Here is a 23,904-nt window from a genome sequence, read left to right as displayed (position 1 = left end):
GCTAACCCCTCTTCGACCTCGCGTCAATAGCATTGCTAGTTTTCCTAGCTGTGATATCTTTGAGCCCATGCCCATCGAGGATCGTCGTGAGCGCGATCGCGCCGCCCGACGCCGGCTGATCGTCGGAACCGCGCGCAGGCTGGCCGAGGCCGAGGGCTGGGATGCCGTCACCACCCGGCGGCTGTCCACCGAGATCGAGTACAGCCAGCCGGTGTTGTACAAGCACTTCGCCGGCATGGAACAGATCGCCGACGCCGTCGCCGTCGACGGGTTCGCCGAACTCGCCGAGGCGGTCCGGGCCGCCCATGCCGACGCCGATGCGGCCAGCGACACTCTGGCCCGGGTCGCCCGCGCCTACCTGGATTTCGCGCGCGACAACCGGGCGGTGTACGACGCGATGTTCACCCGCGCGACCACCATGCGCTTCGCCGCCCAGGACACACCGCCCCAGCTGATCGCGGCCTTCGAAGCGTTGCGCGAGGCGGTCGGCATGGTCGCCGGCGACCAGGACGCCGACACGCTCACCGAGGTGTTCTGGGCCGCGCTGCACGGGCTGGTCACCCTCGGCCGGACCGGACGGCTGCGCCCCGAGTACGAGGCGGAGCGTCTGCAGCTGCTCGTCGACGAGTTCACCGGCAGACGAGAAACCACGCGCTAGGCCAACCGTCGGTCCCCACGTCATGACGAGCAGACGGAAACCTACGGCGAGCCCGGGAATCCGATTATTGTGGAACGGTCGTGTTCACCGCGCGAAGGAGCCGCCGACGGTCAACAGAGGCAAGACCCCGCCGACCGACCCGCTCACACCTGGCGAACGCCGTGCGATGCGGATAGCGGTCGGCGTTTTCGTCGGGGCTATTGCCGCCGGCTCGACAGCATGGGTTTTGACCGACCACTCGTCGGACCCCTACGACCGATCGGGTGATGGCTGTGTGAATGTCACATTCGCGAGTTCGATGGGTGGCGCACTCCAGCACGCATGTGGTGATGCCGCTCGTGACTGGTGTCGCGCCGTCTACGCGCAACATGACGCCCACGCTGAAGCGGTTCAGGCCCAATGTCGCGTCGCGGGGATTGTGCCGTAGGGAATGGTCAAGGGTGGTGGCTCGGCACCCACGAATGTCGTTCTGGTGCATGGCGCTTTCGTGGACGGATCTAGCTGGCGGGCAGTTCATGATCTACTCACACAGGACGGTTATCACGTTGCCGTGGTGCAGAATCCGACCCTGTCACTGCAGGGCGACGCTGCCGCAACGCGGCTGATCGTGGACGAACAAAACGGGCCGGTCGTGCTGGTGGGGCACTCCTACGGCGGCGCGGTCATCACCCAGGCGGGCACCCACGACAAGGTCATAGCCCTGGTCTACATCGCGGCTTTCGCGCCGGATAAGGGCGAGTCGGTGAGAACGTTCTACGGCGACCCGAACGCGGCGGGGTCACCACTCGTATCGGCGCCCGGCGGGTTCCTGTTCCAGGACCGGCAGGGGTTCCATGAGTCATTCGGCGCCGACCTGTCGGCCGAAGATGCCGCGTTCATGGCCAGCGCGCAGGTCCCGTTTGCCTTGGAAGCCATGGCTGAGCCGGTCACCGAAACCGCCTGGCGCACCAGGCCCAGCTGGTATCTGGTCGCAACCGAAGACCGCATGATTCCAGCGTCAGCCCAGCGCGCAATGGCGCAACGGGCCGGTGCCACGACCATCGAGGTGCCCGCCAGCCACGCCGTCTACATGTCGCAGCCGGCCCAAACGGCAGCCCTCATTCGGCAGGCCTGCCCCTAGGCGAATCGCGCCACACGCGTCGCATCGCCAAGCCGTTGGCCATGAACGCGAAGGACTTTCATAAACCGGGCTTGAACCTGTAGGTCTCGCCATGAGCGAGGTAGACGAACTCCGTCCTCGCGGTCGAAGTCTGCGCGGCCTTCTTGAAGTCATCGAGTCCGGACAGGAATACCGAGAAGTCATTGTAGTGGATGGGGATGGCTGTGCGAGGTTTGGTGATCTCGACAGCCTTCACTCCTTGCTCGCCGGTCATCGTGACAACCGTGACGAGGAAGGTGGTGCCACCCGTGTGAATGAGACCGAGGTCTATGCCGGGGTAACGACGCGGGATCTCCTCGAGGCTGTCGAATAGCATCGTGTCCCCGGTTATGTAGAGCCGGTACAGGTGATCGGACTTGCGGCCGAAGTCGAGCAAGTGCCCGTTAACCGGCATCAACAGCGCGTTTACCGCTTCGTCGGTGGCATGCTTGCCCGGCATGGCGGTGATATTCAGCGTCGCGTCCCTTTCTTCACCAAGAGGGACTCCCAGGTGTCGAGGGGATAGCCCTGCTCGAAACCGAGGGCGCTGAGCTTGTCCACCGCGTCAGCCGTTGAGACGATAGGCAGTTTCTTGTCGAGCTCTTGGGCGGCGACGTCATCGAAATGATCGCCGTGATAGTGCGACAAGATGACCAGATCGATCGGTGGCAGATCAGCGATCTGGCAAGCAGGCTCGACCTCGCGCCGAGCCCAGATGCCATGTCCGAGGTTCACGTGCTCGCCTTTGTGAAGGAAGGCGGGATCCGTCAGAATCGTCAGTCCGCCGAAACGGATCAGCGTGGTGGCGTTGCCGATGAAATAGACGTCCCCCTCGTCGAAATCTGCTGCTCCACCGCTTGTTAGCTCTAAGGCAGTCGTCATCGGCTCTCCTTCAGCTGAAGGCGGACGCAGCCCCGAAAACCGGCCAGGGGGATAAACCATGTCTCGGGACACCTGTCAACGATGTCCCGAGACATGACATGGTAGCGGGGACAGGATTCGAACCTGCGACCTCTGGGTTATGAGCCCAGCGAGCTACCGAGCTGCTCCACCCCGCGTCGGTAAATGACAGGTTACCGAACGTGCGTCGCGGCGGCCAAATCGCGGGCTGACCAGGACATTCTCAGCGGTGCACGCGGACGGGCAGATTGCGGCAGTGCACGAAGTCGCGCACCGGCTGCAGGCCGATCATCAAACGCCCGTCCACCAGCCAGGCCGGTGTGCCGTCGACGCCGCGGTGCCGCGCGACCCACTCGGCCTGCCCGACGGCGGCCACCGCGCTTCCGTCGGCCAGCGCGGCGCGCAGGCGGCCGAGGTCGACGCCCGCCGCCAAGGCGTGCCGATCGATGACCGCCTGGTCGTCGATGTCCTCCCCGAAAACGAAGTGCGCGTCGAAGAGCAGGCGGTGCAGTTCGGCGAAGGCGTCGGGCTGGTTGAGCCGCGCCCACTCGGCGGCCGCCAAAGCCCTGCGGCTGTGCGGGATCCGCGCGGGCCAGCGCAACGGCATCTGCACCGCCCGGGCCTGGCGCTCGATGGCCGCGTACCTCGGCCCGTGGCCGTGCCGCATCGGCAGGCCGCCAGGCGGCATGCCGGGGTGCGCCTGGAATGGCAGCAGGACGACGTCGAATCCCGCCTCGGCGAGGATCGCGGTCCGGTGCTGCCCGATGTAGGAGAAGGGGCACGCGAAGTCGTACCAGTGCAACACCGTGCGTTCGTCGTAGTAGGACTCAGTCATGGTTTCCTCCCTGGCGCGGCGTGCATTCCCGGATAAGCGCTTCGGTGGCCCGGCTGAGCAGGCTGGCGGCGTGCGTGGCGCAGCGCCGCAGATCCGGCTCGAATTCGTTGAGGGTGCGGACGGCGGCGAAGCCGGCCGCGCGGGCTTGGGCACTGGTCAGGGTCGACACCCCGGCGACGGCGAACGTCGGCACGCCGTGCCGGTGAGCGCATCGGGACACCCCGACGGGCGCCTTGCCGCGCAGCGACTGGACGTCCAGGGACCCCTCACCCGTCACTACCACTTTGGCGCCCAACAGGTTTCGGTCCAGCTCGATGAGCTCGAGGATCATGTCGATGCCGGGCCGCATGCGCGCGCCCAGCACCGACAGCGCCGCGAACCCGACGCCGCCCGCCGCGCCGGCCCCGGGCCGATTCCGGCAGTCGGTGCCGGTCGCGCGGTCGACGAGGTCGGCCCAGCGGGAAAGACCGCGCTCGAGCGCTGCGATCTGATCGCCGTGGGCGCCCTTCTGGGGTCCGTAGACGATCGCCGCGCCGTGCGGTCCGCACAGCGGGCTGTCCACATCGGCAGCCAGCGTGAAGGCGCTCTCGCCGATAGCCGGATGCAACCCGCTCAGGTCGAGCCGATCGGCCTGCGCCAGGCCGCGGCCCCCGGGAGGGATCGGATTACCTTGGTGGTCAAGGATTTTCGCGCCCAACCCGACCAGCATGCCGGCGCCGCCGTCGGTGCTCGCGCTGCCCCCGACGGTGATGACGATGTCGCGGCAGCCCTCGTCCAGCGCGAGGGCGATCACGCTGCCCAACCCGTAGGTGGTGGCCGTCATCGGCGCGGGCGATCTCGACGGGAGCCGCTGCAGGCCGCAGACGTCGGCCATCTCGATGACCGCGCGCGTGCCGGTCCGGGCGTAGGCGGTGTGCACCCCGGCGCCGGTTGGCCCCGTGACGTAGGCGTGCATGCGCTGGTATCCGGCGGCCAGCACGGCATCGAGGGTGCCCTCGCCGCCGTCGGCGACCGGGCAGGTGATGGTGATCGCCTCCGGGTCGGCTCGCCACACGCCCTGCGCCATCGCCCGCGCGGCTTCCTCCGCGCGCAACGATCCCTTGAATTTGTCGGGCGCCAGGACGATGTGGCCGCCCATCAAACGACCATCCAGCCGAGCCACGGGGTGCTTTGCAGGTACACCAGCACGCACATCAGGGCCAGCAACAGCAGGCTCCACTTGAACACCTTGCGGAACAGGTCCCCCTCTTTGCCCTTCATCTGCACCGCGGCGGTCGCGATGACCAGGCTCTGCGGCGAGAGCATCTTCCCGATCACGCCGCCCGACGAGTTGGCCGCCGCCAGCAGGGTCGGGCTCAGCCCGGCCGCGTGCGCGGCACTGACCTGCAGCACCCCGAAGAGCGAGTTGGATGAGGTGTCCGAACCGGTGACGGTGACCCCGAGCCAACCGATAATCGGGGCGACGATCCCGAGCAGGCCGCCGGCGCCGGCGATCCACAGACCCAGCGTGGTGGTCTCGCCGGACAGGTTCAACAGGTACGCCAGCGCCAGCACCAACCCGACGGTGATTGCGGCGCTGCGCAATTGGATCGCCGCCTGCGCGTACGCCCGCACCGCCTGGCCCACCGAAGTCCGCAGCACGAGCATGGTGAGCAGTCCGCTGACGAAAAGCAATGTGCCTGCGGCGGACAGGAAGTCGAGCTTGTAGGTGGTCAGCGGGGAGGCCTTGTGCGCGGCGTTGGCGACGTGCAGGCCGGGCCAGGCGATGCTGGTGCCGCCGTGCTTGAGCAGGGCGGTGAACGGCTTCCACATCGACAGCGAGAAGATCGCGGTGACCATCACGTACGGTGCATACGCCAGCAGGACGTCCCTGCGGGAGTCGATCACCTCGTCACGCACCCCGCTGGCTGCGGGCGCGGTCAGCACCGCGCCGTCCAAGCGGCCCAATACCGCTGTGGCGCTTTCCGTTTCGTGTGTCACCGCGACCTCTTCCGGCGCGCCGGTCAGTGGCGCCTTCGGACGCCACACCCGGAGCAACAACACGATGGAGCCTGCGCTGATAATCGATCCGGCGATGTCGGTGAGCTCCACGGAAAAGAAGTTGGAGCAAAGGAATTGGACGATCGCGTAGACGCCGCCGCCCACCGCGGCCGCCGGCCACGCATGTTTGAGGCCGTTGCGACCGTCGACCATGAAGATCAGGATGAACGGCACGATGCAGGCCAGGATCGGCGTTTGCCGACCGACCATGGCGCCGAGCGTGTCCAGCGGCAGACCGGTGACCCCCGACAGCGCGACGATCGGAATTCCCAAGGAGGCGAACGCCACCGGCGCGGTGTTGGCCACCAGCGCCACCGAGGCGGCCTTCAGCGGCGAGAAGCGCAGCGCGACCAGCATCAGCGAGGTGATCGCGACCGGGGTGCCGAAGCCGGCCAAGCCCTCGATCAGCGCGCCGAAGCAGAACGCGACGATGACGGCCTGGATCCGGTGGTCCGGGGAGATCGACGCCATGGACCTGCACAGCACGTCGCGATGGCCGGTCTGGACGGTCAGGTTGTAGATCCAGATCGCGTTGAGCACCAACCACATAATGGGGAACATGCCGTAGGCGAACCCGAGCATGGCCGAGTCGGCGACCTGCGCGACGGGCATGTGATACACGCCCCACGCGATCAGGGCCGCGGTGCCGACGCCGACGGCCGCGGCGATGGGCGCGCGCACCCGAAGGCCGCCGAGGAGGACGAACATGATGACCAACGGCAGCGCGGCGACGGCGGCGCTCCAGCCGAGGGAATGCGCGACGGGGGTGTAGTCGGGCTGAAACATCTACAGCACCGCCCCGGGGTTGAGGATGTTCTGCGGATCGAGCGCCCGCTTGATGCGGCGGGTCAGTTCCATCACGTCGGGGCCCACTTGATCCGGCAGCCAGGCCTTCTTGAGCCGCCCCACCCCGTGCTCGCCGGTGATGGTGCCCCCGAGTTCGAGTGCGAGGTGCATGATTTCGCCGAACGCGAGGTGCGCGCGCCGCGACTGGTCGGGATCGCTCGCGTCGTGCACGATCAGCGGGTGGGTGTTGCCGTCGCCGGCGTGCGCGATGACCGCGCAGACGATGTCTCGCTCCGTGGCGATGGCCGCGATGCCTTCGACCAGCGCGGGTAGCGCCGGCAGTGGCACGCCGACGTCCTCGAGCAGCAGGTCGCCGAGGCGCTCGACGGCCGGGATGGCGAACCGCCGCGCCGCGGTGAACGCCTCGCCCTCTTGCGGGTTGTCCGTGGCGAACACGTCCGTCGCATCAGCCTGTGCGAAAACCTCTGCGATAAAGGATATTTCGTTCTCGCGGTCGCCGGGTGAGTCGGACTGGGCGATGAGCATCGCGCGGGCGTCGAGATCCAGGCCCATCCTGAAATGGCTTTCGACCGCGGCGATCGTGGTGTGGTCCATGAACTCGAGCATCGCGGGCCGCATGACGCGGGTGATGTTGCAGACCGCCTCCGTGGCGTCGCGTACCGACGAGAAAGAGGCCACCACGGTGCTGGCCGGCGGCTGAGGTGGCAGCAGTCGCAGGGTCAGCTCGGTGATGACGCCGAGCGTGCCCTCGCTTCCCACGAACAGCTTGGTCAACGACAGGCCGGCCGAGTCTTTGAGGCGCGGTCCGCCGAGTCGGACCACCGTCCCGTCGGCGAGGACCACTTCGAGCCCGAGAATGTAATCGGTTGTGACGCCGTACTTCACGCAGCACAGGCCGCCCGCGTTGGTCGCGGCGTTGCCGCCGATGGAACAGAATTCGAAGGACGACGGGTCCGGCGGATACCACAACCCGTGCTCCGCGACCGCCCGTTTGACCTCGGCGTTGGTGAGACCCGGCTGCACCACCGCGGTGCGCGTCACCGGGTCGACGTCGATGGAGCGCATCAGCTCGGTGGTCAGCACGATGCCGCCGTCAAGCGCGGTGGCGCCGCCCGACAACCCGGAACCGGCGCCGCGCGGCACCACCGGAACGCCGGCCGCGGTGGCCCAGCGCATCACCGCAACAACGTCCTCGGTGCTCTTGGCCCGCACCACCGCCAACGGGTGCCCGGCGTCGGGATCTTTGGCCCGGTCCTGTCGATAGCTCTCGATCACGTCCGGGTCGGTGAGCACAGCCACGCTCGGGATGCTGGTGAGCAGGTCGCCGCCGCGTTCGTCCAGTGCCGTCATTGGCGCGTTCCATTTCGTATGTCGGAATTGTTATTTCGTGAATGCCACCGTGGCATGGCTCACGTTTGACTGTCAAAGGAAACCCCGGTTGTCAGTAAGTCCTGCCTCCAACTGCACCGCGGCTGACCGGCCGTCACGCAGAAAACGGCTCCACGGCGGTTGACAACCAGCGGGCGGGAGGCCTTCACTGATTCCGTTCTCCGACTTATTTATTTCGTATTGTGGAACCACTATCGGAGGGAATTGCCGTGTCGCCAGCGACCTACACGGTGAACTGTTCGATCCTGTTCACCGATCTGCCCCTGCTCAAGCGGCCGGAGGCCGCCCGGCGGGCGGGCTTCGATGCGGTGGAATTCTGGTGGCCGTTCGCCGAGGCAGCACCGCCGGACGGCGACGTCGAACCGTTCGTCCGCGCCATCCGCGAGGCCGGGGTTCAGCTGAGCGGGCTGAACTTCGCGGCCGGTGACATGCCCGCCGGCGACCGGGGCATCCTCTCCAACCCGGCGTCGGTGACCGCGTTCCGGGACAGCGTGGACGTCGCCGTCGACATCGCGAAGAAGCTGGGCACGCGAGCCTTCAACGCGCTGTACGGAAACCGCGTCGAGGGCTTTTCGGCGGCGGTCCAAGACGACATCGCGGCCGAGAATCTCGCGTACGCCGCTCAGGCCGCCCAACGCATCGGCGCGACGGTGCTGATCGAGCCGGTCAGCGGCGCGCCCCGCTACCCCCTCAAGACCCTGGCGGACGCGGTCCGGGTCGTTGAGCGCGTGCGGAGCCGGTCGGGGTACGAAAACCTGCGCGTGCTCGCCGATCTCTACCACCTCTACGTCAACGGCGACGATCTGGCCGCCGCGCTGCATGCGCACGCCGACCGGGTCGGCCACGTCCAGATCGCGGACGCGCCCGGTCGCGGCGAACCGGGGACCGGCGAGATCGCGCTCGACAAATACGTCGGAATACTGCTCGATCGCGGGTATGACGGGTATATCGGCCTGGAATACAAGCCCAGTCGGCCCGACACCTTCGACTGGCTGCCGACGGCCGAACGGGGCCGCGGCTGCCTCAACATCGAATCCCTTGCGGCACAAGCGGGAACGAGGAACCAATGAGCACCATCGCTTTCATCGGGTTGGGCATCATGGGCAGCCCGATGGCATGCCACCTGGCCCGGGCCGGCCACACGGTCATCGGCTATAACCGTTCGCCGGGGCGCACCGGCGCGCTGGTGGAAGCCGGCGGGGCCGCGGCGGAGTCGATCGGCGAGGCGGTCAAAGACGCCGACGTGGTGGCCGTCATGGTCCCCGACTCCCCCGACGTGCAAGACGTGTTGTCCTCGGAGGGCGGCGTTTTCGCGCACGCTCAGCCCGAAACCCTGGTGATCGACTTTTCCTCGATCCGCCCCGACGTCAGCAGGGAGCTGGCCGAGGAGGCGAGGCGGCGGGGCCTGCGCATGATCGACGCCCCGGTATCCGGCGGTGAGGCCGGCGCCAAGAACGCGTCGCTGTCGATCATGGTCGGGGCCACCGATCGCGACTTTGCCGACGCCAAGCCGATCCTGGAAGTCGTCGGCAAGACGATCGTCCACGTGGGCCCCAACGGGGCGGGCCAGACCGTCAAGGCCGCCAATCAACTGATCGTCGCGGGAAACATCGAACTGCTCGCCGAGGCGATCACGTTTCTGCGGGCCTACGGGGTGGACCTCGACGCGGCGGTCAAGGTGCTGGGCGGCGGGCTGGCCGGCTCGGCGGTGCTGGACCAGAAGGCCGCGAAGATGCTGGCCCGAAACTTCGATCCGGGCTTTCGGATCGAGCTGCACCACAAGGACATGGGCATCGTGACCAGCGCGGCCCGCGAGGCCGACGTCGTCATCCCACTGGGGGCGGTCGTCGCGCAGCTAATGGCGTCCGCGCTCGCCAACGGCGACGGCGGCCTCGATCACTCGGGCCTGCTGCTGGGCGTCGAGCGGTTGTCAGGCCGCGGGGAAAGCTAGCCCGATGACCCGGATGCGCACGGTCGACGCGGCCGTCAGGATTCTCGAGATCGAGGGCGCCACACAGGCGTTCGGCCTGCCCGGCGCGGCGATCAACCCGTTCTATTCGGCGATGCGCGCCCACGGCGGGATCAGGCACGTGCTGGCCCGGCACGTCGAGGCCGCCAGCCACATGGCCGAGGGGTACACCCGCGCCGCGCCCGGCAACATCGGCGTCTGCGTCGGCACCTCCGGCCCGGCGGGAACCGACATGATCACCGGGTTGTATTCGGCCAGCGCGGATTCGATCCCGATCCTGGCGATCACCGGGCAGGCGCCGGTGAACAAGCTGCACAAGGAGGACTTCCAGGCCGTCGACATCGCGGCGATCGCGGCACCGGTGACCAAGATGGCCATGACGGTCCTGGAGCCCGGTCAGGTGCCCGGCGCGTTCGCCCAGGCGTTTCACCTGATGCGGTCGGGCCGGCCCGGGCCGGTGCTGATCGACTTGCCCATCGACGTGCAGCTCGCCGAGATCGACTTCGACCCAACGACTTACGCGCCGCTGCCCGTCTACAAACCCTGCGCCGGCCCCGCGCAGATCAACAAGGCGCTCGACATGCTGCAGACGGCGCGACGCCCGCTCATCGTCGCGGGCGGGGGCATCATCAACGCCGACGCTTGCGAACTGCTCGTCGAGCTGGCCGAGGTGCTCAATGTCCCCGTGGTGCCCACGCTGATGGGCTGGGGCGCGATCCCCGACGACCATCCGCTGGCCGCGGGCATGGTCGGGTTGCAGACCGCGCATCGCTACGGAAACGCCAGCATGCTCGAGTCCGATTTCGTGCTCGGGATCGGAAACCGCTGGGCCAACCGCCACACCGGCGGGCTCGACACCTACCGGCGCGGCCGCCGCTTCGTACACATCGACATCGAGCCCACCCAGATCGGGCGGGTGTTTCCGCCCGACCTCGGCATCGTCTCCGACGCCAAGGCGGCGCTCGAACTGCTGGTTGCGCTCGCGACGGCGCGGGCCGCCGCGGGCACGATGCCGGACTGGAGCGGTTGGGTCGGTGACTGCCAACGCCGCAAGAAGACCCTGCACCGCAAGACCCACTTCGACGATGTCCCGATCAAGCCGCAGCGCGTGTACGAGGAGATGAACCGCGCCTTCGGCCGCGACGTCCGGTACGTCACGGCGATCGGGCTCTCACAGATCGCCGGCGGCCAATTCCTCAACGTGTTCAAGCCTCGGCACTGGATCAACTGCGGACAGGCCGGACCGCTCGGCTGGACCGTCCCCGCCGCCCTGGGGGTGGTCACCGCCGACCCGACCGCCACGGTGGTCGGCCTGTCGGGCGACTACGACTTCCAATTTTTGATCGAAGAACTCGCCGTCGGCGCGCAATTCAACCTGCCGTATGTCCATGTGGTGGTGAACAACTCCTACCTCGGGCTCATCCGCCAGGCCCAGCTGAACTTCGACATGGACTACTGCGTCTCGCTGGCCTTCGACAACATCAACGCCCAGGAAGACGGCGACACCGACCTGCCCAAGGGATACGGCGTCGACCATCGCAGCGTTGTGGAAGGGCTGGGCTGCAAGGCGATTCAGGTCACCGAGCCGTCCGGCATCGGCCCGGCGCTGGCCCGGGCGCAACAGCTCGCGCGCGAACACAAGGTCCCCGTCGTCGTCGAGGTCTTCCTGGAACGGGTCACCAACATCGCGATGGGCACCGAGATCGACAACATCACCGAATACAACGAGCTCGCGGCGTTGCCCTCCGACTGACCGACGCGCTGCTTGCTGTGGACGTCAATTCCGTGATACGAAAAAGCGCAGGCGGGATGACGGGCCCTCGGGGCTGGATCGGAAGCGGTGATGGCTCGCGAAGCTGCACGTACGGGCGGCGTTCAGTCGGTGGAGCGGGCGTTCGAGCTGCTCGAGATCCTGGCGACCATGGGTGGGTCGGCCGCGCTCGGCGACCTCGCGGCGCGTTCGGACCTGCCGGCGCCGACGATCCACCGGCTCGCGCGCACCCTGGTGGGCATGGGTTACCTGCGGCAGCTACCGAACCGGCACTATTCGTTGGGGCCCAAGCTGATCCGGCTTGGCGAGAGCGCGGCACAGCTCGTCGGCACGTGGTCGCGGCCGCATCTGCTGGAGTTGGTGGAGCGCACCGGTGAGACGGCGAACATGGCGCTGATGGACAACGACATGGCCGTCTACGTCGCTCAGGTGCCCTCACCGCACTCGATGCGGATGTTCACCGAGGTGGGCCGGCGCGTCTACCCGCACTGCACCGGCGTCGGCAAGGCGCTGCTGATGCAGCTGCCCAACGATGCGGTGCGCGCCCTGGTGGCGCGAACCGGGATGCCCGCCTCGACCGAGAACTCCCACACGACCCCGAAGGAGCTGCTGCGGGACATCGAGCTGTGCCGTTCGCGCGGCTACGCCGTCGACGAGGGCGAGCAGGAAGTCGGCGTGCGGTGCTTCGCCGTGCCGGTGCCCGACGCGCCGTCGTTGACCGCGATCTCGATCTCGGGCCCCGCCGCCCGGGTCACGCTGAAATCCGCCACGGAGATCACTCCCCTGCTGAAGCGCGTCGCCCGCGACATCGCCTCGGAGTTCGACAGGGAGGCCGCCGGGTAGAACCGGGTCAACCGCGGGTGGCCGCCATGAATCTGTCGAGTTCGCGCGGAATGTCGGGACCCGAGGGCTCGATGATGACTTCGGTGGCGCCGGCTTCGGCCATCGCGGCCACGGCCTTCCCGACGGTGTCGGCCGTCCCGGTCAGGGTGACCGACGGGACCGAGGCGTAGCCTCCGGCACGCCAAGCGGCCAGGTCGGCGTCGTTCATCTCGACCATGGTGCCCTGATGAATGTGTAAGTGGCGCAGGCGTTGGGGTACCTTCTCGATCACATCCAGCCACGCGGCGCCGCCGGGCATCTCGCGCAGCGCCTCGGCGCCCTTGGTGGTGTAGACGAAGTGATATGCCGCGGCCCACGAGGCGCCGACGGCCGAGCGGACCCGTTCGCCGGCCAGGTCCTCCCCTTCGTTCAGGATGGTGCCCATGGTGGCGACCACTGCGCGCGCGAAGTCGCGTTGTCCGGGCACGACGTCGAACATGGAGATCACCCCATCGGCGCCGAGCCGCTTGGCAACGCCGGCACCCTTGGGTCCGGTTGCCGCCACCAGCAACGGGATTCGCAGTGGGAGCGCGGTGGCTTGTGCAGAGCGCAGCATCAACTTGATGGCCGCGCCCTCCCAGTCGACCACCTCGCCTGCGAGTAGCGCCTGGTAGGCACGGATGTAGCCCTCCATGTAGGACCATCGGATTGGCGGCTGGCCGATGGCCGCGCGGCTGGAGAACCCGGTGCCGAACGAGGTCACGACGCGCCCCGGCGCCCGCCGGTGCAGAGAGAAGGTCTCGGCGGCGTTGACCAACGGGTGGCGCTGGGTCGGGATCAGTACCGCGGGACCCAGCTCAATCGTCGTGGTCCGCTCGGCCGCGCGGTGCAAGCCCAGCCAGACGTCATCGCCTCCGAACGGAGTGTCGTAGAGATAGGCCCGGCGATAGCCCAGTTTCTCCGCGGCGACAATGTGCTGAGCAGACTCGAATGACGGTGGTAGCGCCACACTTACGTCGATTGCGGTCATGTGCTGGTCCTCTCTGATCGTGCTCGCCGACCCAAAGCATCTTGGGCAATGCGCTCAAACTCCGACACGGGCTGCAGCCCGGTCACCAACCGGCCGCCGAGCAGCCACGCGGGTGTGCCGGAGACGCCGCACTGCTGTCCGGCCCTTTCCAACAAATCGACCGCGGCGTAGGCGGTGCCGTCGGCGAGCGCGGTGTGCAGTGGATCCGGGTCCACGCCGGCCTTCACCGCGTGCCGATCGATGACCGCCTGATCGCCGATGTCTTCACCCAGAGCGAAGTGCGCCTCGTACAACCCGCGCTGGAGTGCGTCGAAGGCAGTCGGCCGATTGCGGCGAACCCATTCTGCGGCGGCTAAAGCCCTCCTGCTGTTCGGGATACGCTCCGGCCAGTTCAGCAGCAGCCCCTCCGCTGCCGCCTCCCGTTCGAGCATCTCGGACCTCGGCCCCTGACGGGGACCGATAACAAGACCGCCGGCCGGGATGTCGGGATGCGCCTGGAATGGCAGTGAGATGACCTCAAGGCCGGCCTCCACCAGGAGGGCTGACCGCGACTGCCCGATGTAGCAGAACGGGCATATAAAGTCGTACCAGTGCAGTACCGGTTTCGGCGCGCCGCTCATCAGTTCCTCACCGGCGGAAACGATTTCAATGACTCTCGCAGCACGTGGATCGCTTGGGTGATCGCCGCTTTCGCCGCGGCGGTTTCGCGCAGGGCGTTCAGCATCATGAAGTCGTGGATCGTGGCGTTGTAGCGCACGCTGGTGCAACGCACTCCGGCGGCGGTGAGCTTGCGGGCGTAGGCCTCGCCTTCGTCGCGCAGGACGTCGCAGTCGTCAACGACGACGAACGCCTCGGGCAGTCCGGCGAGTTCGCCGAAGTCAGCCCTCAGCGGTGAGGCGAGGACGTCGTTGCGCCGGGCCCGATCCGGCAGGTACGCGTCCCAGAACCAGGCCATTGCCTTGGCGGTCAGGTGCGGGCCGTCGGCGAATTCGCGGTAGCTCGAGGTGTTTTGCGAAGCGTCGGTCACCGGGTAGTACAGCGACTGGTGAACGAAGGTGACATCGCCGCGCCGCCGAGACAACAAGGCCAGCGCGGCGGCGAGGTTGCCGCCGGCGGAGTCACCGGCGACCGCCAGGCGGGTGCCGTCGAGACCGGCGCTCGAGCCGTTTCGTTGGATCCAGCGTGCGGCCGCGTAGGCCTGCTCGAGCGCGACGGGATGGCGGGCCTCCGGTGCGCGGTCGTATTCGACGAACACGACGGCGGCGTGCACGCCGACACAAAGCTCACGCACCAGGCGGTCGTGCGTCGCGGCGCTGCCGAGCACCCAACCGCCGCCATGTAGGTACAGCACCACCGGCAATAACCCGGTTGCACCAACGGGTTTGACGACGCGAACGCGGACGCCGATACCGTCGGCATCGACAACCATCCACGCGTCGTCCACCAACGGTTTGGCGGCCGGAGACGACTGGATATCCTGCAGGCCGTTGCGCGCCTCGGTTGGCGTCAGTTCATAGACCGGTGGCGAATGGGCCGCGGCGGCAGCGAATTCGGCCGCGGCCGGCTCGAGGACGGAATCTGATATCACACTTCCGGCATCCGTTTGCTCAGTTGCTGCAGGGTCAGCATTTCGCGGCCGCGGTCGTCGAGGTACGGGATGCCGATCCCGTATTCCTCCCAGCGGCGTGCGATTTTGGACTCCAGCTCGGGCGTGAGTCTGTCGGTCGGCGGGAAGCGACGCCCACCCCACTCCGGGCGCGGGTCGACTTCCCAGCTTCGCGTGGCATCGATGAGCACCCGCGTCCATTGACCGGCGCCGTATTTGTTGGTGTCATTCAAAGCCGGCGGTGTCGACGGATCGAGCGACGAGCCGAGACCCGGGCCGAAGAACGCGATATCGCCGAGGCCGGCATTGACCCGGTAGGACATGGCCCAGTCCAGCGCGACCGGGTCGTGCAGGTCGATGTCCTCCTCGACGACCATGACGTTCTTGTGAAACCACACCGATCCGCCCGTCCCCCACAGCGCCGACGCGATCTGCTGCGCGTGGCCCCGGTACCGCTTCTGGATCTGCACCAGAGTGTTTTGGCCGTTTGTCACCTCCGTCATCCACAGGTCGGTGACGCCACCGATCCCGAGGTCGTCGAGCACGTTCCACGTGATCGCCGACCGCGCGAAGTTGACGATGCTGTCTTCGTTGAAGCATCCCGGCCGGATCCCTTCGAGGGTGCCGCGCAGCACCGGATCGTTGCGGTGGGTGATCCGGGTGACCCTCAGGACCGGCGCCGGTGCCGCGCCCCCGATGAAGCCCGGGTACTCGGCAAAGGGCCCCTCGACAACGAAGGTCGAGGGGTCGGGATCGATGAAGCCTTCGACGACGATTTCCGCGGTCGCCGGAACGTGCAACGGCACCGTTTCACAGGCGACCAGGTCGACCGGGCGCCCGAGAAGGGCCCCCATCATGTCCCATTCGCAGATGTTCTTCGGGAACGGGCTCCCGGCGCAGAACCCCAGCACGTCGTGCCACCCGTAGACGACGGCGACCGGCATCGGCTCCGGCTTGTACTCCTCCATATGGCCGCCCCAGCCCTGACTGGGCACCAGAAGCTTGGCGATCTTGTCGCGGTCGACGATCTGGCCCCGGTAGCAACCGATGTTGTCGCGTCCCGTCACCTTGTCCTCGGTGACCACCCCGCAGAACGTGTCGACGTAGCGACCACCGTCCTCGCCGTGCCACTTTGGGACGGGTAACTCCCATAAATTGATGTCGTCGCCCTCGAGGATGTTCTCCTTGACCGGGCCGGCATCGACCACGCGCGGCGGTATCGGTTTCTTGAACGCCTCCCGGAGGTGACGCACGATGGCCGAGTCGCTGGTGTCTTCGGGCAGCCCCAGCATCAGCTGGACCTGGCGCCGGCTGCCGAGCGCCGACGTCAAAAGCTTTGTGCACCGGGTGTTCTCGTGGCCGACGATGTTCTCGAACAGCAGCGCCGGGCCGCCGAGACAAAGGTTGGCGCGGGTGATCGCACCGATCTCTTCGTCCCAGTCGACGGGGGCCGTGATGCGGCGCAACTGGCCGGCGGCTTCGAGGGTGGCCAACCAGCTGCGCTGATCGGGTCCTGCTTCCCCGTTCGTGGCCTGAGCCAGGCTGGTGGGAAGACTTGTCCCCATGGTCATTTCGTTCTCCTCACGCGATCGGGGCTTCTTCTAACGGTGGTTGTTGACCAACCAGTCGTCGGCTTCGGCGAGGTGCCGGTGACCGTTCACGCGGACCGGAGCCTGATCCTCCTTCCACCGGTTGATCAGGTTGTGTTCGATCCCGAGTTGATCGATGACGCGCCCGACCACATAATTCGTCACTTCATCGACCGAAGTGGGCCGCGCGTAGTAGGCCACCATCGGCGGGAAGATCACGGCGCCGGCGCGCGCGAGGTAGTGCATGTTTTCCAGGTGGATCTCGCTCAACGGTGCCTCCCGCGCGACCAGGACGAGCTTGCGGCGTTCCTTCAGCGTGACGTCGGCGGCGCGGGTGATCAGGTTGTCGCTGAAGCCGATCCGGATGGCGGCTAACGTCTTCATGCTGCACGGGCAGACAACCATGCCATCTGTGCGGAAAGAGCCACTCGAGATGCCTGCGGCAAGATCGCGGGCGCTGTAGGTATGGGTGGCCAGTGCCCGGACCTCCTCGACGGGGGTGTCGGTCTCCATCTTGATCGTCGCCCGCGCCCAGTCGCTGAGGATCAGGTGCGTCTCGACCCCCAGCTGTCCAAGTGCTTCCAGCAGACGGATGCCCAGAGCGGCTCCGGTCGCTCCGGTCATCGCTACCACTAAGCGCATCGTCTTCCTCCTTCGGCGAGTCGCATGGCCCACGGCCGCGATCATCAAAGTTTCGGGCGCACCGAGCCACCGTCGCATCCGCCGGTGGCTAGCCATCGCGGTTAGTTTCTGGCTCCCCGGCTTCCCGCCTAGATTGCGCGCGCCTCGACGATGCCGAAGTCCGTTCCGGTGTCGATCACCTGAGTCATTTCGAATCCGGCTCGGTCAAGCAGGCGGCGGTATTCGCGCGCTGTTCTTCCGCGCCCGTCATTGACCAGCAACATCTCGATATCAATTACCTTGCCGATGACGTCACCGTGGTGTTCCGGGATTACACCCTCGACGAGCAGCAATGAGGCCCCGCTGGCCGCCGCCCTTCTCACGTTCTGCAAGATGCGTAACGCGGCCTCGTCGGGCCAGTCGTGGATTATGTGCTTGAGCACGTACACATCGCCCCCGGCGGGTACCTCCTCGAAGAACGAGCCTTCGACCAGCCGAACCCGATGCGCCACATCAAACTTCCCCAATAGCGATGGCGCTTCCACAACCACGTCGGGGAGGTCGAACAGGATGCCCTGGGCATGCGGCGCCGACTTCAGGATGGCAGCGAGCAGGCGGCCATGGCCGCCCCCGATGTCGACGATCGTGCGGTATCGCGTGAAGTCGTACGCCTCGACCAGCGGTCCGTCTAAAAATGCCGACAATCCCGTCATCGCGTCGTTGAAAATCGCGCTGAATTCGGGCTCGTCGCGCAGATAGTCGAAAAAGCCTTTACCGCGCAGCGCGGGAACCGGCGAAGTCCCGGTCCTGATCGCCCGGGTCAGCAGGCTCCAGAGTTCACGGTGCTGCGGTGCGCCCACGAATCGGGCCATGGCCGCCACAGATACCGGGGAATCCGACCGCAGGACGTCTGCTCGTGGAGTCAGCTCATAGCGACCGTCGTCGCGTTGAGCGAATATCCGCTTGCCGATCAGTGCCCGCAGGGCTCTGCGCAAGGCGTCCGGATGCGCTCCCACTTTGCTGGCGAGTTCCTCGAGTTCCAATGGTCCATCGGCGAGCGCATCCGCCACTCCCAGGTCGGCCACTGCGGTAATGGTCTGCGATACCCACGCCGAGAGCAGTAACTCCTGCACCGCTTGTGCCGCGGAAGACGTAGGTTCGTCAAAGGACGGCGCCTCAGAAATACTCATGCAATCTCCTCAGTTCGGTTGCCGCGAAATACGAAAACGTCCGGGCTTCCCATCGCGCATGGGCCACAGTGGATTCGGGACTTCTGCGCCGACAATGCGGTCCACTTAGGCGTGCCTCCCCCTTCGCTTTTTGTCGCCCCTGGCGAGGCGCAGCAACATCGGCAGGCTGACCAGCCGCGACGGTGGGTCAACCATGCTGATTAGCCGCAGGAATCGCTGCATCACGGCGGGGTCGGTTTCGGCAGCGGCCAGGACCCGGTCCAGGTAAGCGTTGGTGATCTGCATCGGCAGCGGTCGGTGCCCCTCGATTTGAGGCAGGGTCAGATCCCAACTCACCGCGGTTTGCCATGCCACGCGAATTGCTTTTGCGGCGGCGCGGAAAAACCGTTGCGGCAGATAATGGTCCCCGCGCTGCAGGCACTGACGTAAGACGACCGCCTCGGTTGCCGCAACCGACATGCCCTGCCCGTAAGTCGGATTGAAGCTACACATCGCGTCGCCCACCACGATCAGCCCGTCGGGCATGTGTGTCAGGCGGTCATAGCGGCGCCAGCGATTGGACGGGAAACGGTACTTGACGACCTCCGCAAGTGGTTCGGCGCGAACGGCGGCCTCCACGACGTGCGGAGGTGCTATCCCGGCCAGACACGAGAGCACCCTGCGCGATCGGTGGGAGGGCTTTGTCCTGCCACCGTCGATACACCGATGGTGTAGGTATTGTTCTCGCCGGCGAGCATTCCGCATCCCACGGGGCGGCTGGGTTGCGGGCCGGCTACGACCAGATTCTCGTGCAAGGTGCCTCGCGGCACATACACCGGGAAACCGGAATAGCCGAGTCGCACCCGCAGCTCGTCTTCGCGCGGACGACGGTAGCCGAGGTCGTCGAGAAACAGCGGTGTCCGCGACCCGCGTCCGGTGGCGTCGACCACCAGGTCGGCACATAGGGTCGCCTTCGCCCGGGAATGGCGCCGCGCGAGCACGACACCGGTCACGCGGTGGCGCTCCCGGGTCGACGTCAATCGGACGACATCGTGACCGCCTCGGATCTGCACATGGGGAATGGCGCTAACTCTGCGCCGCAGATTCCACTCGAGAAAGGGTCGATTCACGTAGTAGGTCACCAACGACTTGGGGTTCGGGATCTTGCCGGACCGAAGCAGATGATGTCCGCCGTAGCACATCCAGAACCGCGACAGGTCACCGTCGTTCCACACCCGAGCACCGCCGGCGACCAACTGGTCGAGAAGGCCTGGGAACAGTTCGTCCATGATCTGCGTCCCGCGCGCGAGCGGGACGTGGGGTAGCCCGCCTTGCGGCACCCCACGGCGGATCGTTGGCCCGTCCGGTAGCACATCACGATCGACCACGGTCACACTGCCGAAGAAGTCAGCGAGGACCCGGGCGGCCAAGAGTCCACTGATGCCTCCGCCGAGAACGACCGCGTTGCCCCGGAATTCAGGCGCGGCCATGCTTGTGCGGTCTCCTCGCAACCGGAAGTTGACGACTGGTTTCTGCTAGGAAACGAATCATCGCCACCGGCGTCCGGCGGTGCGGAAACCTGAACGTGACCGTTATGCCGGCGACAGCGCACTCGACCAGTGTTGCTACCCGCTCAACGTTGTGCGGGCGGGGAAAGGCGGTGATAACCCAAGTGCCCATGTTCACACTCCTGGTTGATGAATAGTTGTGCGGTCCAGAGCAATCCCGAGAGACTGGCTCGTGCAGTCCCGTCTTGCGATGCTGCTGTCGCGTTTCAAGATGACCCTGGCCGTCCCTGCCGAAATGACCGAATTTCTGTTCCGATGACCGGAACACCCCAGGGCAGCGCGGCTATTTTGCGGCAGCACCGCTGTAAGACAGCTTCGCTGGAAGATCAGGCACGGGTTTCGGCGGCGGTTTATTGAGGGGGTCGTCTATCGGGCCCGCGTTCGAATCGCGGAATAGCTATCATCGCCTGGTGGGCTCAGAGAGTTTTGATGAGTTGTCGGCCGCCGAATTGGCCGGATCGGCCGAACAGGAATCTCCGCCGACGAGTGCGCTGCACAGCGCCTTCGCGCTACTCCGGGCGCTCGGCCGGATTCAACAGCACCCGGTCGGGGTCACCCGACTCGCCTCGGAGACGGGTATCCCCAAAACGACGGTGCACAGGCTTCTTGAGCAGCTCGCACAAGAAAACATCGTGCGGCGCGAGCGCGGAAGGTGGACCTTCGCCGCCGGCCTGCGTGAATTGGACCGTCGGCGTGGCGATCTGGCCCGCGTGGCCCAGCCCCGGGTGCGATCCATGTCGCTGGCCACCAAGGCGTCAGTATTCCTTTACGACGCATCGGGGAACCGATTGAGAGCTATGTGCCACGCGTACGGGTCGGGCTTTATCGGTGTATTGAGCCCCTCGCAGCAGTCCCTGGGGGCCGAGAGCCCGGAATCCGCCGCCTCTCAAGCGCTTTATCGCGGGTCCATGGCATCCGAATACGGCGCGGTACACCCGGAGTGCTCGTGCATCGCCACACCGTTCGCGCTTCCCTCGGGCGAACCCGGGATCATCGCTTTTGCGCACCCCACCCGAAAAGACCTCGAATCATTCAAGCGGCCGCTGGACCGCGTCGCCAAACTCATCCAGTCGGACATGCACCGCATGGCGTCCTGACACTGCCGACCGCCACCGCGCGCCGGTAATTCACGATCCACCAACGAAAGTGGGTCGTCGACCAGTTCGGCTGTGCCCGTCGTAGGCCGACCCGGCCGGTGTCAACAGATCGGACAACCCGACGCGATGCAGCATCTCGGCCCTGAGCCGGTCGAGCACCGCGAAGCCGACATCGGCGCCGTCTTGCGCCGGGTCGATATGAACGCGAAACGGGCGCCGCCCGAACGGGGTTTCGACGACCTCGACGACCGCCTCGGCCACCACGGAGGCGTCGGCGCCCGGAGGCACAATGGCTTCGAAAGCCTCCCGAACCCGGACCCCAAGACCCGCATAAGGTCCTTTCTCATACTCGTCGACCACCGTCCGGTCAGCAGGTGAACCGGCCCTCGCGAAGTGGACGGTGCCGGTGGTGAACGCGCCCGGAACGATGATGGAAGTCTCAATGCCCCAACGGGTCAGCTCGCGGGCATAGGCTACCGCCAGCGCATCCATCGCGGCCTTGGCCGCGAAGTACGGTGCCAAATAAGGTGGCGTGCCCCCGGCGCAACTGCTGCTAGACACCCACACCAGAAGGCCTCGGTGCAGTCGCCGCATGTGCGGCAGCACCGCCCGGTTGACCCGCTGAGTGCCAACCACATTCACGTCATACAGCTCGGCCAACTGATGTGGGGTGAACGCCTCGGCCGGACCGAAAGCCATATGGCCTGCGTTGTGCACCACCACGTCGATGCGGCCGTTGGCGTTGAAAATCTTGTCGATCGCACTGTCGACCGAGGACTGCGACTGCACATCCATTTCCACAGTCCGCAACTCAACGCCATTGTCCTTGGCGAAGTATTCTTCCGCCTCAACCCGGGCTGCGTTACGCGCCGTGGTGTCACGGATCGACGCGTAAACGGTGTGTCCGGCGAGCGCCAATGCTTCGGCGCTGAGCCGACCAAACCCGCTCGATGCACCGGTGACCACGATGACGTCCTGACCCATGATGCAAGCTTGCGGTGGATGAGACGGTGGTCGCATCCGCCGGTGGCCAGTCAAAGGACACGATCGAGCTGACTGCGCGACGTGATATCCAGCTTGGTGAACACCTTTCGCAGGTGATATTGGACTGTTCGCGCGCTGATGAACAATCGCGCGCCTATCTCCGGATTCGACAGTCCGTCGCGGGCCAGCCGCGCGATCTGAGTCTCCTGCGCCGTCAGCTGCTCGCCGCTCACTTCGACGTTGCGCTTGCGCGCGGTCTCGCCGGTCGCCCGAAGCTCACGCGCGGCGCGCTCGGCGAATGCGTCCATTCCCATCGCGTCGAACATGTCGTGCGCGTGACGCAGCTGGGCCCGCGCGTCCGTACGCCGGCGCTCGCGGCGCAGCCACTCGCCGTACAGCAGATGACCACGGGCGAGTTCGGACCGCATGCGAGTACGGCTCAATTGCTCGATTGCTTCGCGGTACAGCCGCTCGGCCTCGGATCCGTCGTTGAGGAGCGCCCGCGAACGCGCTTCGACACCCAGCGCCCAATCGGTCCCGCTGACGCGGGTCATTTCACTAAGCCAATCGAGCGAGTCAGCGGCCAAGTCGGTTTTGCCGCAACGCACCGCAGCCTCGACGAGCTCGACCCAAGCGAACGGCGTCGCGCCCAAGTCGGTCGGGTGCTCGGCGGCGCTTCGGGCTGCCGCCATCGCCGCTTTGTAGTCGCCAATTCCATTGTTGAGCAGCGCACTCGCCCGCTCGGCGACTGTCAGCCCGACTCCTTCGCCCCGCCGCGTGATGTCTTTCGTGGTCGCGTCTATCAACGCCGATACCTTCGCTTGGTCACCGCGATACGCGGCGAGGAGCAGCGCGCCGTAGGGCGCGAGGCCGGCGCCGGTCGCCTCCGTCACCGCCTGCACTTCGTGAACGAGCGCTTCGGATTCGGTGAGCTTGCCGGCGAATTGAAGCATCACCGCGCGCGTGCTCAGGGCCAGGGGCAATTCCGTCAGAGCGCCAGTGGCGCGGGCCGCCTCGATGTGCCTCGCCGAGACTAGGTCCCACCCGTTGTCATCCCACAGGTCCAAAGCAGCGATGCTCGCCAGCCATAGGCAAGGCAACTGTTCATCGGGCGACGTCACGGCGACGTCGACCGCGCGACGCAAGATCGGTACGCCCGCTCGGTATCCGTCGGTGAACCGGGCGACAAACCCGTCGAGGAGAAGATCAGACAGGCTTGGGCAAGGCGGCCGCCGTGAATCCCGTGCGGCGCGTGCCACCTCCACGACTCCCCAACGTCCCGCCAGTCGAGCGGCGAACATCGCCGCCGACATTGCTTCCAGATAAGTTGTGCGAGAACGTGTTACGTCGATCGAACCCAGCAGCTCGGCGGCCTTGAGCAGCAGCGGCGGCGCCTCGCTGCCGCGGCTGGTGACGAACGCCAACTGGGCACGCAAAAGGTCAATCCGCGCGCGCTGCGGGGCGCTTAAGGGGCAGGCCTGGGCTCGCGTTATCAGGTCGAGTGCGACGTCGAACGCACCGGCTTCGACCTTGCCCGCTGCAGCGTCGAGCGCCCGCTGAGCTCGCTGACTGGGGTCGACGGTTAGATCCGCGGCGCGTTCGAGAAACGCCGCCGCGGCGGCAACGCCACCACGCGCCCGCGCGCGGTCGGCAGACCGCATCAACTCGGCGGCGACGTCGTCGTCCGGCTTGGCCGTGGCCTGCGCGAGGTGCCAGGCGCGCCGGTCGGGATCCAACAGCGGATCGGTGACCTCAGCCAGGGCTCGGTGGGCCTGCTGTCGTCGCTGCTGGGGCGCGGAATGGTACGCCGCCGAACGGGCCAGCGGGTGGCGAAACCGCGCGCGAGCGCCGAGTTCGAGCACCCCCCCGTCGACCGCAGGCGCGGCAGCGCTGTCCTCGATCCCCAGACCC

At 66.7% G+C, this 23,904-nt stretch carries 23 protein-coding genes and 1 tRNA gene; 7 read left to right on the top strand and 17 right to left on the bottom strand.

Annotation, left to right across the window (positions count from 1 at the left end):
- Positions 1-67 precede the first annotated feature (67 nt).
- Complete coding sequence (locus A5712_RS00110; RefSeq protein WP_068099951.1) at positions 68-658, top strand: TetR/AcrR family transcriptional regulator; 591 nt, start codon at positions 68-70, stop codon at positions 656-658.
- A gap of 430 nt (positions 659-1,088) precedes the next feature.
- Positions 1,089-1,778: an alpha/beta fold hydrolase gene (locus tag A5712_RS00105; protein ID WP_068099949.1), complete on the top strand. Its 690-nt coding sequence runs from the start codon at positions 1,089-1,091 to the stop codon at positions 1,776-1,778.
- A 58-nt stretch (positions 1,779-1,836) separates the two neighbouring features.
- Here A5712_RS00105 and A5712_RS32290 read toward each other — a convergent pair whose 3' ends face one another.
- From A5712_RS32290 to A5712_RS00075, 7 genes are all read right to left on the bottom strand, one after another.
- On the bottom strand, positions 1,837-2,256 hold the full coding sequence (locus A5712_RS32290) for an MBL fold metallo-hydrolase (protein WP_255404387.1): 420 nt from the start codon (positions 2,254-2,256) through the stop codon (positions 1,837-1,839).
- A gap of 11 nt (positions 2,257-2,267) precedes the next feature.
- A complete protein-coding gene (locus tag A5712_RS32285; protein WP_255404386.1) occupies positions 2,268-2,678 on the bottom strand; it encodes an MBL fold metallo-hydrolase in 411 nt (136 codons plus the stop codon).
- A gap of 99 nt (positions 2,679-2,777) precedes the next feature.
- A tRNA-Met gene (locus A5712_RS00095) sits at positions 2,778-2,854 on the bottom strand.
- 65 nt (positions 2,855-2,919) lie between these two features.
- The gene (locus A5712_RS00090) at positions 2,920-3,531 is read right to left on the bottom strand and encodes a DsbA family protein (protein ID WP_068099942.1); all 612 of its coding nucleotides are present in this window, start codon (positions 3,529-3,531) and stop codon (positions 2,920-2,922) included.
- Positions 3,524-4,669, bottom strand: coding sequence for a glycerate kinase (locus A5712_RS00085; protein ID WP_068099939.1), 1,146 nt, complete (start codon positions 4,667-4,669; stop codon positions 3,524-3,526). Before A5712_RS00085 ends, A5712_RS00090 begins: the two co-directional genes overlap by 8 nt.
- Entirely contained in the window at positions 4,669-6,357 is a 1,689-nt protein-coding gene (locus tag A5712_RS00080) for an L-lactate permease (protein WP_068099937.1), read from the bottom strand. Before A5712_RS00080 ends, A5712_RS00085 begins: the two co-directional genes overlap by 1 nt.
- Positions 6,358-7,728, bottom strand: coding sequence for an FAD-binding oxidoreductase (locus tag A5712_RS00075; RefSeq protein WP_068099935.1), 1,371 nt, complete (start codon positions 7,726-7,728; stop codon positions 6,358-6,360). It abuts the gene before it with no gap.
- 248 nt (positions 7,729-7,976) lie between these two features.
- Between A5712_RS00075 and A5712_RS00070 the strand changes: the two genes are divergently transcribed.
- From A5712_RS00070 to A5712_RS00055, 4 genes are all read left to right on the top strand, one after another.
- Entirely contained in the window at positions 7,977-8,837 is an 861-nt protein-coding gene (locus tag A5712_RS00070) for a hydroxypyruvate isomerase family protein (protein WP_068099933.1), read from the top strand.
- A complete protein-coding gene (locus tag A5712_RS00065) occupies positions 8,834-9,718 on the top strand; it encodes a 2-hydroxy-3-oxopropionate reductase (protein WP_068099932.1) in 885 nt (294 codons plus the stop codon). Before A5712_RS00070 ends, A5712_RS00065 begins: the two co-directional genes overlap by 4 nt.
- Positions 9,719-9,722: 4 nt before the next feature.
- On the top strand, positions 9,723-11,489 hold the full coding sequence (gcl, locus tag A5712_RS00060; RefSeq protein ID WP_068099931.1) for a glyoxylate carboligase: 1,767 nt from the start codon (positions 9,723-9,725) through the stop codon (positions 11,487-11,489).
- Positions 11,490-11,579: 90 nt separating this feature from the next.
- A complete protein-coding gene (locus tag A5712_RS00055) occupies positions 11,580-12,350 on the top strand; it encodes an IclR family transcriptional regulator (RefSeq protein WP_068099929.1) in 771 nt (256 codons plus the stop codon).
- A 7-nt stretch (positions 12,351-12,357) separates the two neighbouring features.
- Here A5712_RS00055 and A5712_RS00050 read toward each other — a convergent pair whose 3' ends face one another.
- From A5712_RS00050 to A5712_RS31570, 8 genes are all read right to left on the bottom strand, one after another.
- A complete protein-coding gene (locus A5712_RS00050) occupies positions 12,358-13,359 on the bottom strand; it encodes an LLM class flavin-dependent oxidoreductase (protein ID WP_068099927.1) in 1,002 nt (333 codons plus the stop codon).
- Entirely contained in the window at positions 13,356-13,979 is a 624-nt protein-coding gene (locus A5712_RS00045; protein ID WP_068099924.1) for a DsbA family protein, read from the bottom strand. The genes A5712_RS00050 and A5712_RS00045 overlap by 4 nt, the downstream gene beginning before the upstream one ends.
- Positions 13,979-14,947: an alpha/beta hydrolase gene (locus tag A5712_RS00040; protein ID WP_369830335.1), complete on the bottom strand. Its 969-nt coding sequence runs from the start codon at positions 14,945-14,947 to the stop codon at positions 13,979-13,981. The genes A5712_RS00045 and A5712_RS00040 overlap by 1 nt, the downstream gene beginning before the upstream one ends.
- Positions 14,944-16,536, bottom strand: a complete 1,593-nt coding sequence (locus A5712_RS00035) for a UbiD family decarboxylase (protein ID WP_068099922.1) — start codon at positions 16,534-16,536, stop codon at positions 14,944-14,946. Before A5712_RS00035 ends, A5712_RS00040 begins: the two co-directional genes overlap by 4 nt.
- A 30-nt stretch (positions 16,537-16,566) precedes the next feature.
- Entirely contained in the window at positions 16,567-17,196 is a 630-nt protein-coding gene (locus tag A5712_RS00030) for a UbiX family flavin prenyltransferase (RefSeq protein WP_068099920.1), read from the bottom strand.
- A gap of 128 nt (positions 17,197-17,324) precedes the next feature.
- Complete coding sequence (locus tag A5712_RS00025; protein WP_082973181.1) at positions 17,325-18,365, bottom strand: methyltransferase; 1,041 nt, start codon at positions 18,363-18,365, stop codon at positions 17,325-17,327.
- A 105-nt stretch (positions 18,366-18,470) separates the two neighbouring features.
- Positions 18,471-18,983, bottom strand: coding sequence for a hypothetical protein (locus A5712_RS31575; RefSeq protein ID WP_231981884.1), 513 nt, complete (start codon positions 18,981-18,983; stop codon positions 18,471-18,473).
- A gap of 14 nt (positions 18,984-18,997) precedes the next feature.
- Positions 18,998-19,774: an NAD(P)/FAD-dependent oxidoreductase gene (locus A5712_RS31570; RefSeq protein WP_231981882.1), complete on the bottom strand. Its 777-nt coding sequence runs from the start codon at positions 19,772-19,774 to the stop codon at positions 18,998-19,000.
- 548 nt (positions 19,775-20,322) lie between these two features.
- On the opposite strand from A5712_RS31570, the gene A5712_RS00015 reads away from it, so the two are divergent.
- Positions 20,323-21,009 (top strand): helix-turn-helix domain-containing protein, encoded by a 687-nt coding sequence (locus A5712_RS00015; RefSeq protein ID WP_068099915.1) that lies wholly within the window; start codon positions 20,323-20,325, stop codon positions 21,007-21,009.
- 30 nt (positions 21,010-21,039) lie between these two features.
- Here A5712_RS00015 and A5712_RS00010 read toward each other — a convergent pair whose 3' ends face one another.
- Both A5712_RS00010 and A5712_RS00005 read right to left on the bottom strand, forming a co-directional pair.
- Entirely contained in the window at positions 21,040-21,993 is a 954-nt protein-coding gene (locus A5712_RS00010) for an SDR family NAD(P)-dependent oxidoreductase (RefSeq protein ID WP_082973180.1), read from the bottom strand.
- Between the two features lie 50 nt (positions 21,994-22,043).
- The coding region (locus A5712_RS00005) for a helix-turn-helix transcriptional regulator (RefSeq protein WP_068099914.1) at positions 22,044-23,904 on the bottom strand (1,861 nt) is incomplete at its 5' end.

Origin of the sequence: Mycobacterium sp. E2327, from assembly GCF_001672675.1 — a bacterium.
Lineage (GTDB): Bacteria > Actinomycetota > Actinomycetes > Mycobacteriales > Mycobacteriaceae > Mycobacterium.
Note: the sequence above shows the minus strand (reverse complement) of the source record. Positions and strands in the feature narration are given on the sequence as shown.